The organism is Microcystis sp. BLCC-F210 (genome assembly GCF_042134685.1).
GTDB lineage: Bacteria > Cyanobacteriota > Cyanobacteriia > Cyanobacteriales > Microcystaceae > Microcystis > Microcystis aeruginosa_D.
On sequence record NZ_CP169647.1, the window covers coordinates 39,204 to 56,690 of the forward strand.

The window sequence follows — 17,487 nt, forward strand, 5'->3', positions numbered from 1 at the left end:
GTGTGGGGTGTGGGGTGTGGGTACTTAAAAATCAAAATCACCGGTAAAGGAACGACGGATGGGATAGGAAACAGATTTATATTCTGTAAAATGGGAAGTATTGGTCAGTTTTTCTTCTAGTCGTAATAATACCTCTTGATTATTGATATTATTCCCTTGACTGGTTAGGATAAATCTTACTGGAAATTCTCGCTCTCTTGGATTTTCCGATGGGGAATCAAAAGTCAGTTCGTGGAGATCAGAAATTAACTCTCCTATGGGGGTATAGATGCCAGCTTTTAGCCTACGAGGTTGAACTTTATCGGTGACGGGTTTTTGTTGATAAAAAGTAACAGCTAGTTGCCCTGATGTAATGGTTGAGGTAGAGTTACGAATAATTTCCACTTCCACGGTAGAAAGATCCCCTCGTCTTTTTTTATTAACTTTAACAATGGGAATAATAATTTCCTGTAAACTTGCGCCACCATGAACAAAACGACTTCCCGATCCTTGGATGCGTAAACGACTAATAGATTTGGGAATTTGGATTTCTAGTTCTCCCGTTAAACCGATCTGTTGTGCTTTAAATTTTTTGAGTCTATCGGAGTCTTCTAGTGCTTTACCGATCAGAAAACGCCTATTTTTTTTGATGATTTTATCCCCTGGGACTTCCACCGTGGAAAAATCACTATTCTCGACATCACTATGTTGGTAAATGAACCCATGATCTGCCGTAATCAATAGGTTACTGGCATTGGCTCCCGTCAGTTTTTTAATGAGCTTATCGAGGTCAGAAAAGGTGTTTTCAACCACCTGAAAAACTTGTTTTTCTGTTGCTAATTTATCTCCGATCTGATCAATTTGATTGTGATAAACATAAACCACATCGTGATCTCGAAATAGGGAACGACTTCGATCCTGATTTAATTCTAATAATTCTTTGGCTTGAATAACTGTTGCTTTTTTTTGTATCTTTTGAAAGGCTTTTTGGATAATTTTACGCCGATTTTCTGTTCCTTGAGAGTCTTGTTGATCTACATAAACAGAATCATCAATTATTTCTAGTGTTTGATTAGGCAAAAGGGCAGCCATTCCCAGTGCAGTATAACTGGGTAAGAGAGTGATAGCAGCTTCTAGGGTGGCTTCATAACGATCCTCTTGACGAATTAAACTGACTAACTCATCCCCGATTTCATAGCGGAGAGCGTCGGAAATAATGACACAAACTTTTTTATCTTTTTTCAAAAATGGTTCTACCCATTTGCTAAAAAATGACCTTTGTGAAGAGAATTCTATCTTGTTCCATTGGGTGACACTATCAACAAAGACTTGCCAAGAACTATTAAGGTTTAAAAGATAGGAATTTACATAACGGTTTTCAATTTCTTGACTAAGTTTTTCTGTCAGAGTAGGTTGAGCAGCCGCCACTAGATGATAAATAAATTTACGGTAGAGTTGATCAATTTTAAACCAAGATTGACAATATTTTTCTAAGCCATCTTTGAGGGATTCGATGGATAAGTTAGCTTCATCTAAGACTTGAATAAACTGTGAGGCATAGTTAACAACTTCGTACAAATGTTTAAATTTTCGATACCAGTATCCTTGTTGACGCTGACGCACAATATTAATAACTTCATGAGTCGCAATGGTTCGATTACTAACCGATTGAATGAGATCATGAATTATTTTTAGGTCAATTAAGCTAAAATAATCTATTGAGATAAGTTCTTGATAACGTCGCTGGTTGAGTTTTTCCTTAATATTGAGCATTTTAGCACAATGATCGGATAAGCTTTCAAAAGATTTTTCAAATTGACGGCTATCTTTCCATCTGTTGAAAAAAATCAGGGCATCTTGTGTTAGTGTTTCCTGTCCTTCTAAGGCGTAATTATAACAGGATTTAAAGAGTTGTATGACAAAGTCTTTGATACTTAACTCTGAGGAACGATAACCATAAACTTGTTCCATTTGTTGCCAAAGAAATTTAGTTAAACCAGTGCGATCGCAGAGTTTAAATTTTTCGTCTTGTTGTTCGGCCTGTTCTTTTAAGAGTTGTTCTAAAATGGAATCTAAACGGGGAGGTGCGGCAGTACAAACCGCCAACATTTTTAGGCGAATATTGGTTTTTGTGTCATGGGGTTGAAGTAATTGTTTTAGGGATTCTCGGCGTTTATTAGACAGAAAAAATTCACGATGAGGAGCAAGCACATCGGCAAATTCTGGCCCTAGTTCTAATTCATTTAGCCAAAGAGAAACTTGATCGCTGCTGAATTTTCCCTGTGCTAACTCCACATCTAGTAACCAGTTATCTAAATATTCTGGTTCTTTGCCTTCATGGTATAAGAGGAATTTTTGTTGAGGTTGTTCTTTTAAAACTCGGTATTTTAGTCCAAATTCGTTATTTTTTATCTCTATTTTTTCAATGTTTTCTAATTCTAATCTCTCGAAATCTGAGCGTAACTCTTTTTCGGTGTCATACCAAAAAACAATCCGGTGACGCTCAAAAAGTTTAGTTAAGGCTTGTTTAATCTGCTGATTCAAGGGGTTAACCTCCAAAATAGGCTGGATGTGACAGTAGGATTAAGAAATAGCAAAACTGGTAATTTTACGGCGTTCAATGGTTTTAAAAGCGAGGACAATTTGCTGAGGAGAAATGCCAAGATTGACTAATTCGTTAGCAATACCTTCTTCTGTTCCATCTTGTTGAATCCAAATTTTATTATCAATAATATTCAGATGAATTAGAGTGCCGTAGATTCTTTGGTTACGATGCCAGCCAGTTTCAATTAAAAGGTAGTGATCTCTAGTTTCATCAATCACTAATTCAATTTCACTTTCAGGATCCGAACCTAAAAAATTGCGATAATCTTCTAAAGCTTTAATAATGGCTTTTTTAAGATAAATTTTAGTTAAGTAATCCATACCACAACCTCCGCTTGATTGACATTAAAACTAAAAAGACGAATAATTTTATCTTCGATTAAAACTTGTCCTGCTTCTTCTTCAAAAATAGATTGTCGCACGTCTTCAGGAACGGCTAGATATAGCTTTCGTTCGGGTTCGTAGCGAGTTAATAAATGTTCGTATAAAACAAACTGTCCGACGGCTTCTTCTAAATCTTTCATTTCTGACGCACTGCGAAAACTCTTAATTTCAATAGCAATTTTTTCTAAATCTTTTTCGGCGGCAATTAGACGTTCTGCTCCTAAATCAACAAATAGGTTTTTTCTTCTCGCCAGCCTGATACGATAGGGATCATGAGTAATTGTCCACCCATCTTTTTGAAGGGCTTTTTTGACAATATCATGGTAATAATCACGGGCGGGCATAACTGTTCTGGGCAGCAAAATATACTTAAATCAGGAATGATAAATATTTTCTCATCCTTATCCCTAATATATCTTATTTCCGGGAATAAGGGAAGTGAGTTTATTTTAACCTAATCCTGTTATATTTTTCAGGGCTTTACCTAATTTAGTATAGTTGACTTTTACCCCATCATCAAGATCTATTTCCTTCTGGGCGATGGCTAAAGGATAGAGGGTTTCTTGTTCGTAGGTTTCTAATTCTCTGATCATTTTTTTGATTTGTTCGCTTTCTCGTAGGGCTTTGGTTTTTTCAGTTTTAGTCGCACTTGTACTAATTTCTATTTGTTGGAAGGTGTCTAGTTTTACTTCTAGTTTAAGCCGAAATTCCCGCAGATAGCTGTTAAGGACGATATTAACGGTATCAGGGCGATAACGATGGAGATAAATTAGGGCGTTAAATGTTCCTTTTGGGCTACTAAATAACCAATATATGGGACGTTTTTTATAACGTTTAGTGTGGTCATCATAAAAGTCTTTGAGAAAGTACTTTTCTAGGGATTTTCCGATCGCTTCTTCGATAAAGTTGAGGTTTTGTTGATAGTTTTTCTCCCCAAATGTGAGCCGCAGAAATTGCCGGAATTGTTCGGTTATATCATCACTAAACCAGTCCCCCTCAAGGATGGGGATAACGTTGGTTTCTGTTGGGGGAAAGGTGGGGTTTGGAATCTGTTTAAGGTAGTCTTGCAAGGTTTCCCCTTGGTTGGCTAAAATTAAGCCTTCTTTATCAAGAGAATAACGTCCAAACATACAACCCACCGAGTAGGAGATAAATTCTTTGATAGTATCTGCTAATAATCGTTTTTCTAAGTCTTCATCTATGGGAAAGTGGGTAATATTTTCCTCTTTATTTCTCACTTCCCACTTCTCACTTCCCACTTCTTTCTTATAACGATAATGGGGGTTACAGGTTAAAGTGATTTCTTTTAAGGGAACTTCGGGAGTTAATTCGTCTTGTAGTCCATAAGCTTCGATAAATATACCGTTATTTTCCTCCTCTAGTTTCTGCATTGCTAAGGTCATTTCTTGCCATTTCTGGCGGAGGTTTTGATAGGTTTCTTTCAGGGAAGTGGAAAGTGGAAAGCGGGTATTTTGTTCTAGGTTTTCACTTCCCACTCTCAAAAGTGGAAGGGTGGTAAAATCCCACGAGGTTTCGTATGAGTTCCAGTCTTGGCGACTTAAACTAATACTTTTAACCCCCACAGTTTCTATTAAAGAGTTATTATTTTTTACAATGGGAATACTAGCAACATTTCCTACTTGAAAATTTAAGGTAGGATTCATGATTTTCATCAAATCAAAGGCAATTTTTGAACATAAAAGAGAAGTTAAAAACGTCATATTTTCTTGCTCAGTAAATAATGATGATCCACCAACATCAAAAATAAAGCCTTTAGGAGAAAACCTAACACCAAAACAGGATGAACTAACAAAAGACCATGTTATACTTTCTTGAAAATAATAACTAGGATTTCTAATAACTGCTCTTGGTTTAAAATTTGCTATTTCTTGTCCACCATTTTCCCAATTGACTAAATACTCTTGATTACCATACCATTTTCTAAACTCACCACCTTTGTTATAGGGAAACCATTTTTTCTGAGACTCTTGAGCTTGTTTTCTGTTTTCTAAATTAAAACCAATATTTTGATACTCAACTTCAAACCATAAACGCAAAAATCGATCATTATCACCAGTTTGTAACCCCACAACTGCTTTAGCAATATTTTCTAACTTTTCTGAAGTAGCAAAAATTTCTAAGACTCTATCACTCACCCAATAAGCGATCGCATTTCCTGGAATCTTCTTAAAATCACTAGCAGAAGCGCGGTAAAACCAACCACAATTAGGATTTTTTATTGCTTCTAATGCTTTAACGGGTTGAATATCTACACCATAAAACTGCTGTAAATCAATAAAAGCCCCTTTATAATTGGGTAAAAATTGTTGATATAAAGTAAAGGCACAAATAGGAACATAAGCAGACTCAAAAAAAGCATGATATTCTGGTCTAACTAAAGAAGTAATGGTACTTTTACTTAAAATGCGTGTGCGTAACTTTTCATAGGAACTTAAAAACATCCAAGTAAAAGGAGTCATAAATCCTGTAAATCCGTTATTTTTACATAATTCTAAACAACGCACCATAAAAGCAGAAAATAGATCCGATTTTACCTCACTATAATTATCCTGTAAAAAAGCCTTTAACCGATTATTCATCCCCTTGTTACCCATATAGGGAGGATTCGCCACAACAAGGTGATACTTAGGACTTAAAAAATCCGCCATATTTAACACATCTATTACCTTCTCGTGGGTTTTATATAACAATAACTGACTAGCGACATTGCGCTCATTTAATAACCCTATCATCCCCTGTACATCCGTCACCGTAGGACGAATTAAGGCCCCAAAATTATCCGCCTCCTTAAACTCATGTAGTGTTTCTAATAAAGGCGCAGTAAACAAATCGCGCCCGACAAAATCTAGATACGGCTGTAGCTCTTTTTCAGAAAACTCAACTTTTTTCAACACACAAATATTAGGCTGGATGGGTTTACGAAAAAATCGTCTTTCCTTTTCCCTCGCTTTCATGGTTAATGCAAATGCTGCCAAACTTCCCGCCCGTTCATCAATTTCTATGCCATAGAGATTATGGGTTAAAATCTTGCTAGGAATCTCATTTGCTGTATAACCTTCTTCCTCATATATTGCATAAAGTAAATCAAAAGCATAGACTAAAATATGTCCCGAACCACAAGCAGGATCACAGATTTTTATATCTTCAGGCGAGTTGATTTTTAAGTACCCATCTCCCACTTCCCACTTCTCACTATCCACATAATAGGACATTGACTCAACTAACCGAGACTGAGGACGGTTTAACATCCATAAACGCCCCAGGGAATTTTCTACTAAATAACGGACAATCCAATGAGGAGTAAATAACTGAGTTGCCGCTGGAATATTCTGGGGAGTGATTTTTTTATTATTTTTTAGTCCCTCAAAAACTTCGTCTTTTTTCTCAGAGATATAAAACTGATATAACCACCCAATCACCTCCACACTCTCACAATTTTCTGGAGTCATTGCCTCACGAGTATAGGCTAAAATTGAATTACCCGATAATAAATCATCGGGCATCAATAACTCGGTATAATCATCAATTCGTTCAAATAAATAGGGCATCAACTGATGATAATAATTACACACTCCTACAATTAATGAACGATAGGCTTCCCCTTGAGCATCATAACTCGGTGCAGTTCCGCTTAATAAATCAAAAATATGCTTTCTGACCTGTTTATTGAGCATTTCCTCGTCAATATGTCCCGTTTTCGCCTCAGCCAAGATTTCTGGCTGAAACTGCCCCTCAGCAGCGGACACAACCCTAATGGAGTGATAGCGGTTGCTATCCATAAACCGCAAGGCACAAAAACGGTTAAACCAAGTATAGGCAACCTGTTCAATAAGCTGTTCTTTGCCTAAAACTTCGATTTTTTCGGCTAACTTGCTGATAGCTTTGGGATTTTCTCGTCTTGCGGCGCTATTTTCACCTAAGACCACTTCTAACTTAGTCGTCATCTGTTCTCTGAGATAACGACGGGCATACTGAGCGAATTTTTTAAGTCTTGATGTATCCATAAGACAATTTTATCCTAAAAAAGAAAACTTCTCAAGACAATCTTATTATCGGCCATGCTGTAAATTGCTGATTCCAGATGGCAAAATTAAGCACAATGCAACTATTACAAATTTCTTGACTCCATCTTTTTCCTTTTTGACCAATAGGGATTTGTTGGCGTAATTCCTTATTCATACGAGATAAAAGAGGAGTATCTAATTCGAGTAAACAGAGATATTTAATCGGTTTATCAATTTTATTTTCACACCAACGATATAACCAAGAATCTCGATATTTATGTTTAAGAGTTTCTCGCAAATTACTAAAATAGCTAGAGTCTTGATACTGTTCGGGTTTATGGAAATTTTTAACTTCAATAAACAAATAAAAATCGGTCAACTCAACGATAATATCTACTGCTTTCATCGCATGACTTAACCCATGATAATGAAGTTTATTGGTTTCTTTTTCATCAAAAATAAAAACATCTAAAGCATTAGGAAAATCAAACTCAAAGCTATCACATTCAATTTTCATTTCCCCAAAACTCCCATAGTTTTATCTATTTCATTATTGATTAAAGCCTCAAAAGCTTCATCAATTGGGTTCGGGTAAATTTCTAGATATTCATGGGTGCTATTAACCCTTAATTGATTATTTTCCTGTTCCCGATAAAGACTATGATAAGTAATCTTATCATCTTTCTTTTCATCAATTAGTAAATCAAACCATTTTAAAAAAACATAATCATGAGTAGCCACTATAACTTGTTGACCATTACGAGATAATTCTAGTAAAATTTCTACCAATAGCCTCATTAATTTAGGGTTAATATTTCCTTCTGGTTCATCCCAGAATAATGTCCCACTCATCCCCGGTTGAATTGCACCCGTTTCTAATAACCTAGATAATACTCCCATCTTGCGAAAACCTTCAGCGATTGCATTAACAGAATATTCTATATTTTTGACTTTAAAATTTACCCTACCTCCTCCATAAAAGATAAATTTTCCCCCACAAATATTTTTAATTTCTTCCATCGCCCATTTAGATTTTTCCTGAAGATTTTCAGACCGGATAACAGGTAAATCTAGCAGTGACCATAGATCTCGATAGGTTTCATCAAAAGTCATTTGATACCTATCGTAGAGACTAAGCATTCCCTCCATAAAAGATAAAGATTCTTGAGCAGGAATAAAAACTGGAGTTTGTTGGTATTGCTCATAATTTTTATTCTCGATAATATGCACAGATTGGGAACTCTTAGAAAAACTAATTTTCAGCATTTGCTCTAGGGAAAAGTTAATAGTACATTCTGCCCTTTCTTCTGCTCCCGTGTGATGAAGTTTTCCTAATTTATTATTTAAAGGAAGAAAAAGACGAATTAACCGCTCGGTTAAAAAATCCCTTAAATCAGACTCCTCCATCTCCGATGGCTGTTTAAACAGTTTATACCCAGAACTAAGGGCATAAGCAACTTTTAACAAATGAGTTTTTCCTGTCCCATTTTCTCCAATAATGACGTTAATCTTCGGAGAAAAATCAATTTTTAAACGTCGAAAAGCTGTAAAATTTCTCAGTTCTAATGATGTAATCATCTTTTCATCTCAATCAAGAAATCGGCAATCTCTATATCGTGGTAAATAGTTCCCACAACCCCACACCCCACTTCTCAAATTTGAATCCGTTTACCTTCCTTAATTTCTGCTATTAAAGCCTCACGCATTGCCGAGAGATACTCCTCCACATCCGCCTCATCTGCCAGCCATGCCTTGCCAAAATTAATCTTAATTGTCTGACTGGGTATATATTGAGTTTCTGACTCCTTAACCCGACGGGTTGCCTGGGAAGAAACCCCATCAACCCCCGTCAACTTAGTCATTTTTGAGAGTAACCGAGGATAGGTATCCGTTTCAAACTTCTGACGGGTACTGCGAATCATAGCAATCAAATCTTCTTGAGCAATAGAATCACAACAATCCTGAAAAGATTTCAGAATTTCCTGCTGTTGCACCGGAGAAAGTTGGGAAAACTCGGCCATTTTACCCATTCGCTCTTGTAACAACCCGATTTCTTCCTGTGCTTGTTCCACTTCCTTGGTAACTTCGCTAGAAATTTCTGCCTCTACCGACTCTATTAACCCCTTTACCTGCTGCATCCGGCTTCCTTTAAAGCATTGGGTATCCGTGAGAACTGTTCTCAGTTGAGATAGATTATCGCTGTTGATATAACTAAAATTGGGCTTTTGAGTCTCTAATAACAGTTTAGCCCGATCATAAATCCGTTTTTGTTCCCCCTGCATAAAACTCCGAATCGGATCTATTACATTCTCTTTAAGATCTAATAACTCATCCTCTCGTTCGGTTAAATCGGTAAGATACCAATCATAAGGCTTATTACATACATCATTCAGGGTTTGTCGAGCCAGTTCTAAAGCCGATAAAAAAGGATATTTATCCATTTCTGAGAGTGTTTCTCGAATCGATTGGCTGAGTTCCTGAAATGCTGCTTGCGTTTTCTGATAAATAGCTTTAGGTTCATTATCTCCACAGGGTTGAGCAAAAAATTCCTCATAAAAATCCTTAAGTTTTCGTACCTGTGAAGAGGTAAATTTCTGTTGTGGCTGTAGTAAAATATTACTATAATTACGGGACTTACAAATAGCCTCAACTAATGCCCCTCCTTCTAACAAATTGCCCTCTCTTTCCACTTTTAGCTTACCTTTGGCGCACAGTTTGGCAACCATACATAAAATCGCCCCCTCACTCCACCCATAGGGTTTACGTTGAAAATTATCGGTTAGAGACTTCATAGATGTCCTTAACCCCTTTTCTTTATCCTTTTGAGTAAAGTTAAAAACCTCTTTTTCTGGTTCACTTAAATCCTTGGGATCATTACTAAATAAACTCTCTTGAGACGGTTCTAAAAAGTGCTTAAATTGTTCGACTTTATAAGTCACTCCCCCTAACATTTGAAAGTTATGATACACCTCGGCAATTAATTTCTGAAACCCTGAAATAATTCTGCCTTGAGCATCACTACTGCTAATCTCTAACTCCCTTCCCGATACAAATAACTTAGCCTGTCCTAATAAACTTTTCAGCCTGTTTTTAATCTTTTCGTAATTTTGTTGATTGCTTTGATTTTTTTGATTCAAAATACTTTTAACTTCTTCCTGATGAGTGACAGATATATTCTGTTGAATATACTTTTCTGTTCTTTTATACATGGTTAAATCTTTCATTAAAAGCTGATCAGAAGGGATAATAACTAATAACTCATCCCGTCCCATATTCTCCATCTGTAGGGCTTTTTCTTGCTCATGTTGCCAGAAAAAAGGAGTGATGATTTGAATACTTAACTCGTATTCTCGTTTATAAAGTATTCCATCAATCTTACGGGAGAATTGATAATCTTGCGTCCCCTCTTGATTGCGAATTTTTGCGATTTTGAGAATCTCCTCAAAAATTAAATTATTTAAGGCATCTAAAATCCTATTATCTTCTAATTCTGTATTTTTAATCTCCTGCTCAATGTCTTTTTCCTTGTCCGTTAAATACTCATACAAGTCCCCCGTTCTCTGAATGTAGGTTTGATGTTCAAGCAGGTTTAACCCTTCCTGAACTCGATTTTGTAGGTGGGAAATATCCTGTTCAAACTCTTCTAACATCAGGATAGATAAATTCTGTAAATTAGCCTTAAATCCCTCTACATATTTAACTAGAAATAATGCCTTGAGAAGACGCACGGCAAAAGGATTATTAAGATTATCTTCCGCTAAAGTAATACCACTCTGAATATTAGATTTCAACGTTGATCGAATTCCTTGAAACATTAAATCAAATGTAGCTAGATGACCAATTTCTTGCTCCTCAATTGCTATTACCACCTTACGGAAAACCGCCAACATTGAGCGTTCCCCTACCGAACTATGTTTTCCTTCAAAAGCACTATGTATAGATAATCCTCTAATAGCAGACTGAAAAAGGGTAAACTGATAGGGAATAAAAGGATAACAATCGGTAAAATGTTTTCTATCTTGGAAATTACGGAAATCCCTTGAGCCATCGGAAAAGCGAAATAAGGTAGGTAAATTATGCCGTTGTTGCTCATAAATCTGCCCGAGTATTCTAACACCATCCTCATTTTTTGTCAGCAGACGTTTCTGAATAACTTCCGCCACATCCCGGCTGGTTAATTTCATGCGATTAGCAAAACGATCTTGAATTTTAGAAAAATCCTTAGTTCGATGATTTCCCATTTCTCCTAATACCGTTTCCATGTCTTCCTGAGCGGTGACAATCACCCAAGAACGTCCCTGACATTTTGTGGCTAAACTCTCGGCAATGGTTTGTAAATTGGTCATTAATTTAACATTATCCGCAATGTATTGTCCCACCTCATCCACAAAAAAGTTTAGTCTAAAATTAGAGGATTTCTGTTCAATAAATGCTTTTACCTCTTGGGAAAAATCATCAATGGAAAGTTTATAATCCTGACGATATAAATCGAGAATATTGGTGGAATTTTCCACCGATGCGCCAGTCACTTTTCCATAGGCGATCGCAATATTTTTCCTTTCTAAAATGACTTGTTCCCGTCCCCTTTCCCAGGGTTTACCGGCAACGGATTCATACTCAGTTTTAAAAGCAGTATATAACCCCCGCTCATCTAATTCTTTTTCAAACTGAGCAATATAGCCCTGTTTTCCATAATAACCCCGCGCTTCATTGAAAACCTTGCTAAAAACTGATAATAAAGCATCAAATTCTGTTTTACTGGTGACATCCGCCTTTTGATCGATATTAAATAAAATACTTTGAGCAGGAATAGCAACGGCTTTCCTTAAGTCTCTTTTAAGAATTTCATTGTTCCGACATTTGGGTAAAAATTTTTCAATTGCTTGGCTATTTTCGAGCCTGCGATCCTCTAACAACAGGGCCAATATTTTCAATAAATGGGACTTACCAGAGCCAAAAAAGCCCGATATCCAAACCCCATTAACTCCTGTATAATTGTTATAAGCTGACAAAAACTCCTCTAGGCGTTTTTCAACCTCGCCGGTAAGCACATATTCTTCTAGTTCAACGTGCAGACTCGCCTCATCATTGGCATCCGCTTTGATTACCCCTTCCATAGGACGACTAACTTGTTTCTCAAAAATTCTACTTAACTGCATAATTAGTTCTCCCTTAAACTTGGTACTCGTAAATGTTAAAAGCTCGATAATATTTGTCATCTCCTAAGAGTCCAAATAAATTGAGAGAGGCTCCCGACTCTAGGGAATAGGTGTAGGCCCCCGGAAAAAACATTACCGTCGGTTGGTTGTTGTTCGTGGTTTGGAGGTTATTAAGAACATTATGGGAACGAATATAGGGAAAAATTTGACCAACACCCCATAAAAACAAGATATCAAACGGATTTTCGGCAATTTTTTCGCCTAGGGCTGGAATTAAATGACTCTCCGAATCTAACACATTTTGTAAAAGCTCTTTCAGTTCCCCTTTAGATATGGAGGATTCTATATCGAGAATTTGCTCAAATATCTGCCGTTTCCTCAATAATTCAAGACAGAGATCATAAAGATTGATCTCTAATATGCGAATCCCTTTTTGATGCAACTGACTAACCAGTTGCTTTTGCAGACGTTCCATTTCAACACTGTCTTGAGGTGGGTAAGGACAGATAAAAAAAGGAACTTCATTGCCAATTCCCTGTTTTTTGAGAAATCGCTCTGCTGACAGGACCGATAATAAATATTCAAATCTTTGGTTGATTGCTATTGTTTCAAGAGAAGACATCCAAATTTCGCCCATCTTGTCAATAATATTAGTATGCCCATTTTATCTGAATAAGAGTCAAAATCTTTCCCCCCACTTCCCACACTAAGGGCTAGAGGAACAGGATTAATCGCCAAAAAGCTGGCTTGCTGCCTACAATTTCAGGTGATTAAGGGCTAAATTTCGTTGTTGGAGAGCAAATTGATGGCTAGGCTCTAGTTGTAGGGTTTGGTTAAAGGAAACCACTGCTTCCGAGAAACATTTTAACTTGTAGAGACAACAACCCCGTTGATACCATGCTTCAGCCTTTTGGGATTGTAACTGTAAAGCCTTATTATAAGCGGCGACCGCTTCACTGAGTCGTTCTAATTCCCGTAAAGCTTCGCCTTTGCTAAACCAAACATTAGCATCGGATTTAATGGCCAGGGCCTGATTATAAGCCGCTAGACCTTCGGCATAACGTTGCATCCGACATAAAATCATACCCTTGTAATGCCATGCTTCCAGATAATCTGGCTGCAGTTGAATCGCCTTATCCAAAGATGCGATCGCATCACTGATTTGTCGTAAATTAGCTAAAGCGATGCCGCGATAAAACCAAGCCCGGGCATTATTAGTCTCTAATTGAATTACCTGATTAAAAGACTCTAAAGCTTCAGGAAAACGACCCAATCGTTCTAGGGCTAGACCAGAATTATACCAAGCATTGACAAAATTGGGCTTTTTTCGCAGGGATTGCTGATACAATTGAACTGCTTCGTAATTCTGCCCCAAATCGAGATACGCGTTACCGCGATAAAACAACTGCTCTGCTGAAATTTCCGGCACTAAAGCTTTTTGCTGACGCAATTGCCTTAAATCTTTTATGGCATCTAAAACTTCTGCTGCCGAGGGAAAACGTTGGCGCCAGTCATAACGAGTCATTTTATTGATAATAACCGCCAGATCATCTCTAACATCGGCCTGATTGCGCCAAGCGATTTCTCCAGTTTCAGCATCTTCGGGAAATTGCGTCGGTTTGAGACCGGTTAAGGCTTGAATAGCGATAATTCCCACAGCATACACATCGCTAGACAATCGCGGTTTATTTTGCGCCTGTTCACTAGGCATATAACCGGGGGTGCCAATCCCAATAGAAATACTGGTCTTTTTTACTTTTGTCCCTTCAGTTCCCACTTGTTTGACTCCGCCAAAGTCAATTAAAACTAGCTGGCCCCCTTGGCGACGGATAATATTATGGGGTTTAATATCCCGGTGAATAATATTATTTTGATGGACAAAAGCGAGAACCTCCAAGATATCTTGTAATAACTCAATTACCTGACTCTCTTCTAAACGCTTACCCCTAGACATTTCTTGACTAAGATCGTGACCATCGATAAATTCTTGAACGATATAAAAAGACTTATTCTCTTGAAAACTGGCGAAAAATTGCGGTATTTGAGGATGATGGCCGAGTTTTTCCAAAGCTCTGGCCTCACTCTCAAACAATCCTATAGTAACTTCGTTAACCACCTGGGGGATTAACTGTTTGACCACACATTGAGGACATCCGGGACGATAGTTATCTTGGGCTAAAAAAGTTTGACCGAAAGCCCCTTGACTTAGGGGTTTAATAACCTGGTAACGTCCCCCAATAATTAGTTTCATGGTAGCGATAGCATTATCTTTGCCCTAGAGGAGCTTGACGGGACGGTTAACAGCCAAAGGGGTTAACTTGACCAAGCCCATCTTGCCCGTTAATTGATATATTACCAAAAAATTGGGTTTAAAGCCTCGCCCTTTTCGGGCGACTTGACCTAATGTATGTCAAATCAATTGTCGTCAAAAGCGGGTAACGCGACTCGAACGCGCGACATTCACCTTGGGAAGGTGACGTTCTACCACTGAACTATACCCGCAAAAGTCCTCCTAATCATAGCATTGACCCCCCCAGCCAGAGCAACTGCCCTAGGCTTTTTTCCATCACCAGTCCAAAACATCGAAATTTGACATTTTTTCTTGACAGGACAGTAGGAATTTTTCTAGCTGTTGATCCGCATTTTTTCGGCTTTCTAGCGGTTTTTGTTGATAAAACCCAAAAATAACATCTAAGCCCCCCCCAAGCACAGCCAAGGGCAGGAAAACCCTAGTGGAGAACATTTTTTCGATCGCTTGCCTCAATCGCTGCTGCTGTTGATAAAATCCAGTCAACCCTCGCTCATAACTGACTAGCGCAGGAAACTGCCCCCATTAGTCCCACTTGGGCATTAAGGACGATATAAACGGGAATATTGCTTAACAACTCCCTCATCCGACCTTTAGCCCGAAAAGCCTTCATAAAGCTACCCTCAGTCATTAGAGGAAGATTTTTGGCCACAATCCCTCCTGCGATGTATAGTCCTCCGTAGGGAAGTAACTTAAGGGCTAAATTGCCCGCTTCCGCACCGTAGGCCTCGATAAAGATTTTCATGGTTTGATAACAGAGATAATCCGAGTCATCTTGGGCAAAACTGGCAATTTTAGCCGCTAAATCGACGGTTTTTTGCGGTTTACCCATTTCTTCTAACCAAGTGCGGTAAATTTCCGCCATGGCCGGCGAGGACTGACTATAGTTATTATCGTGGAGAAATCGATAGATAGAAGTGATTCCAAGGCCAGAAACCACTCGCTCCACCGAAATGCGCTCGATATTATGGAGTTCCAAGAGATAATTTAATAGTTGATATTCTAAACTCGATCGAGGGGCAAAATCGGCGTGGGAACCCTCACTACCAAACACCCGATATTTACCCTTCGACACAGGAATCAAAAAACCCTCTCCTAACCCCGTTCCCGCACCAATAACCGCAATCGGGGCCTCTGGTACTGCCGGAGCCGACTGTAGATTGTGCAGCTCCTCTGGGGCTAATCCTAACACCCCATAACCGATCGCCGCAAAATCATTAATCAATTTTACTCGCTCAATCTGTAGCTCGTGGCTTAGGCGATCGCCAGTTAGAGACCAGCTTAAATTAGTCAATTCAGAACTATTGTTAACCACAGGACCAGCAATACCGAAACAAGCTTTTTCCACCGAGGGAATAGTGGTTTGTCGGGTCAAAAACTGCTGAACGATCGGAACCAGATCGGGGTATTCTTTACTAGGATAAATTTCTTGATCAAGAGTGGTTAGCAGGGGTTGGGGACTATCCGGTGAGTTTTGGCAATCCACTAAACGCAGGATTGTTTTAGTTCCCCCGATATCTCCCCCTAAAAGAATCGTCATGTTGGTTTTCCCTCAGTTTGTCCCCATAATTATAGTTTTTTTACCGCTTCTACCCAGCAAATTTAAGGGCAGCCGATTATATACTATAGTTAAACATGGTAATGCCTAAGCCCTAATTAAGGATTGATTAATCATCGCTCTGAGGTTGGAATGGGGATTTGCTAGAGGACAGAAAGAGGGAGAAATTAGCTTGGGTGTAGAACTTCGCAGTTACGTTTATCTTGACAATCTACAGCTTCAACACGCTGCTTACATCGGTACAGTCGCCCAAGGATTTTTACCCCTACCCGGGGATGCTTCCCTCTGGATTGAAATTTCCCCCGGCATCGAGATTAATCGCATCACCGATATTGCCCTCAAATCCGCCGTGGTTCGTCCGGGGGTTCTATTCGTAGAACGACTCTATGGACTCTTAGAACTCCATTCTAGCAGTCAGGGAGAGGTCAGGGCGGCCGGTCAGGCAATTTTGCAGTATTTAGGCGTTAGTCAGCGCGATTGTCTGAAACCGCAAATTGTTTCTAGCCAAATTATTCGCAACATTGACGCTTACCAAGCCCAATTAATTAACCGTAGTTCTCGCGGTATGATGTTAATGGCAGGACAGACTTTATACGTTTTGGAAGTGCAACCAGCCGCCTATGCTTCCCTCGCTGCTAATCAGGCCGAAAAAGCCGCTTTAATTAATATCCTACACGTTACTTCCGTGGGCAGTTTTGGCCGATTATATTTGGGGGGAGAAGAACGAGATATTATGGCTGGTTCTAGGGCGGCAGTTTCAGCTTTAGAAAATATTCAAGGTCGAGCTTTTCCGGGTAGCGACAAAAAAGAATAAGCTAATAAAGGCAAAAGGCAAGAGGTGTTTAGATATGTATAATTAGGGCTTGCTGAATAAATGTGAAATGTAGGCAACGTAAGAGTTTTATGGCTTTTCTCGCGAAACAGGTGCAAGATTTTGAGAGAATCGTCGTTAAAAACCTTGCGTCTTCATCAGCCCGAGTCCTGTAGGGGCGAAGCATTCGGGCAATAACCTATCGGTGAAATCGTAGATTTTCTATCCGAATGCTTCGCCCGTACTTTTTGCCGCAAGCCCTAATTAATTGTGTCTAGCTACTTACTAAATCCCGTTGAAAAGGTATAGGATAGTGGGAATTGGGAAGAAGGGAAAGAAAGTTTGAGCATTTGTACTAAATAGATAAAAGGGGGATTTCGCCCTATTGGGGAGATTCAAAAATTAGTTCGCCATTATTCATTTTTTCAACGACTAAATGGCGATAGAGTGTCACTTGCCGGAGGATTTGGTCGGGATTATTTTTCTTATTAGAAAACATGATTGTTTTAATCGATTCAAATTCTATTCTTGTGATCACACCATCTTTGATCGCTCGTTCAATTTTAACCCGTAAATATTCTAATTCTTGGCTTTCCTCTGGGGTAATTTCTAGACTGTGAGGACGTTCTATTTTCATGATCGATTGTTCTTACCTGCTA

13 protein-coding genes and 1 tRNA gene are annotated in these 17,487 nt (G+C 38.5%); 1 reads left to right on the top strand and 13 read right to left on the bottom strand.

Annotated elements, in window-relative coordinates:
• Positions 1-24 precede the first annotated feature (24 nt).
• The 12 genes from pglZ to ACE3JL_RS00250 form a co-directional block, all read right to left on the bottom strand.
• Positions 25-2,523 carry a BREX-1 system phosphatase PglZ type A gene (gene pglZ / locus ACE3JL_RS00195; protein WP_375328581.1) on the bottom strand — a complete coding sequence of 833 codons (2,499 nt, stop codon included), beginning with the start codon at positions 2,521-2,523 and terminating at the stop codon, positions 25-27.
• A 39-nt stretch (positions 2,524-2,562) separates the two neighbouring features.
• Positions 2,563-2,904 (bottom strand): XisI protein, encoded by a 342-nt coding sequence (locus tag ACE3JL_RS00200; protein ID WP_193959344.1) that lies wholly within the window; start codon positions 2,902-2,904, stop codon positions 2,563-2,565.
• Positions 2,892-3,311 carry a XisH family protein gene (locus ACE3JL_RS00205; protein ID WP_002766565.1) on the bottom strand — a complete coding sequence of 140 codons (420 nt, stop codon included), beginning with the start codon at positions 3,309-3,311 and terminating at the stop codon, positions 2,892-2,894. Before ACE3JL_RS00205 ends, ACE3JL_RS00200 begins: the two co-directional genes overlap by 13 nt.
• A 105-nt stretch (positions 3,312-3,416) precedes the next feature.
• Positions 3,417-6,992, bottom strand: coding sequence for a BREX-1 system adenine-specific DNA-methyltransferase PglX (pglX, locus tag ACE3JL_RS00210; RefSeq protein WP_375328582.1), 3,576 nt, complete (start codon positions 6,990-6,992; stop codon positions 3,417-3,419).
• 31 nt (positions 6,993-7,023) lie between these two features.
• On the bottom strand, positions 7,024-7,509 hold the full coding sequence (locus ACE3JL_RS00215) for a hypothetical protein (RefSeq protein ID WP_375328583.1): 486 nt from the start codon (positions 7,507-7,509) through the stop codon (positions 7,024-7,026).
• Positions 7,506-8,570 carry an ATP/GTP-binding protein gene (locus tag ACE3JL_RS00220; RefSeq protein ID WP_002766560.1) on the bottom strand — a complete coding sequence of 355 codons (1,065 nt, stop codon included), beginning with the start codon at positions 8,568-8,570 and terminating at the stop codon, positions 7,506-7,508. The genes ACE3JL_RS00215 and ACE3JL_RS00220 overlap by 4 nt, the downstream gene beginning before the upstream one ends.
• A 74-nt stretch (positions 8,571-8,644) precedes the next feature.
• Complete coding sequence (brxC, locus tag ACE3JL_RS00225; RefSeq protein WP_375328584.1) at positions 8,645-12,151, bottom strand: BREX system P-loop protein BrxC; 3,507 nt, start codon at positions 12,149-12,151, stop codon at positions 8,645-8,647.
• Positions 12,152-12,164: 13 nt separating this feature from the next.
• Entirely contained in the window at positions 12,165-12,788 is a 624-nt protein-coding gene (locus ACE3JL_RS00230; protein ID WP_375328585.1) for a DUF1788 domain-containing protein, read from the bottom strand.
• Between the two features lie 117 nt (positions 12,789-12,905).
• A complete protein-coding gene (locus ACE3JL_RS00235; RefSeq protein ID WP_375328586.1) occupies positions 12,906-14,402 on the bottom strand; it encodes a tetratricopeptide repeat protein in 1,497 nt (498 codons plus the stop codon).
• Positions 14,403-14,581: 179 nt separating this feature from the next.
• Positions 14,582-14,653, bottom strand: a tRNA-Gly gene (locus ACE3JL_RS00240).
• Positions 14,654-14,717: 64 nt separating this feature from the next.
• On the bottom strand, positions 14,718-14,945 hold the full coding sequence (locus tag ACE3JL_RS00245; RefSeq protein WP_375328587.1) for a hypothetical protein: 228 nt from the start codon (positions 14,943-14,945) through the stop codon (positions 14,718-14,720).
• 7 nt (positions 14,946-14,952) lie between these two features.
• Positions 14,953-15,999: a glucokinase gene (locus ACE3JL_RS00250; protein WP_375328588.1), complete on the bottom strand. Its 1,047-nt coding sequence runs from the start codon at positions 15,997-15,999 to the stop codon at positions 14,953-14,955.
• Positions 16,000-16,189: 190 nt separating this feature from the next.
• On the opposite strand from ACE3JL_RS00250, the gene ACE3JL_RS00255 reads away from it, so the two are divergent.
• Complete coding sequence (locus ACE3JL_RS00255; protein WP_002734433.1) at positions 16,190-16,831, top strand: bacterial microcompartment protein; 642 nt, start codon at positions 16,190-16,192, stop codon at positions 16,829-16,831.
• A 379-nt stretch (positions 16,832-17,210) separates the two neighbouring features.
• On the opposite strand, the gene ACE3JL_RS00260 is transcribed toward ACE3JL_RS00255, so the two are convergent.
• Complete coding sequence (locus tag ACE3JL_RS00260; protein WP_193957863.1) at positions 17,211-17,465, bottom strand: hypothetical protein; 255 nt, start codon at positions 17,463-17,465, stop codon at positions 17,211-17,213.
• Between the last annotated feature and the right edge of the window lie 22 nt (positions 17,466-17,487).

Excerpts from the sequence above, each read along its gene's own strand:
- ACE3JL_RS00200 (WP_193959344.1), bottom strand. The coding sequence starts at position 2,904 with ATGGATTACTTAACTAAAATTTATCTTAAAAAAGCCATTATTAAAGCT.
- ACE3JL_RS00205 (WP_002766565.1), bottom strand. The coding sequence starts at position 3,311 with ATGCCCGCCCGTGATTATTACCATGATATTGTCAAAAAAGCCCTTCAA.
- pglX (WP_375328582.1), bottom strand. The coding sequence starts at position 6,992 with ATGGATACATCAAGACTTAAAAAATTCGCTCAGTATGCCCGTCGTTAT.
- ACE3JL_RS00215 (WP_375328583.1), bottom strand. The coding sequence starts at position 7,509 with ATGAAAATTGAATGTGATAGCTTTGAGTTTGATTTTCCTAATGCTTTA.
- ACE3JL_RS00220 (WP_002766560.1), bottom strand. The coding sequence starts at position 8,570 with ATGATTACATCATTAGAACTGAGAAATTTTACAGCTTTTCGACGTTTA.
- brxC (WP_375328584.1), bottom strand. The coding sequence starts at position 12,151 with ATGCAGTTAAGTAGAATTTTTGAGAAACAAGTTAGTCGTCCTATGGAA.
- ACE3JL_RS00230 (WP_375328585.1), bottom strand. The coding sequence starts at position 12,788 with ATGGGCGAAATTTGGATGTCTTCTCTTGAAACAATAGCAATCAACCAA.
- ACE3JL_RS00235 (WP_375328586.1), bottom strand. The coding sequence starts at position 14,402 with ATGAAACTAATTATTGGGGGACGTTACCAGGTTATTAAACCCCTAAGT.
- ACE3JL_RS00250 (WP_375328588.1), bottom strand. The coding sequence starts at position 15,999 with ATGACGATTCTTTTAGGGGGAGATATCGGGGGAACTAAAACAATCCTG.
- ACE3JL_RS00260 (WP_193957863.1), bottom strand. The coding sequence starts at position 17,465 with ATGAAAATAGAACGTCCTCACAGTCTAGAAATTACCCCAGAGGAAAGC.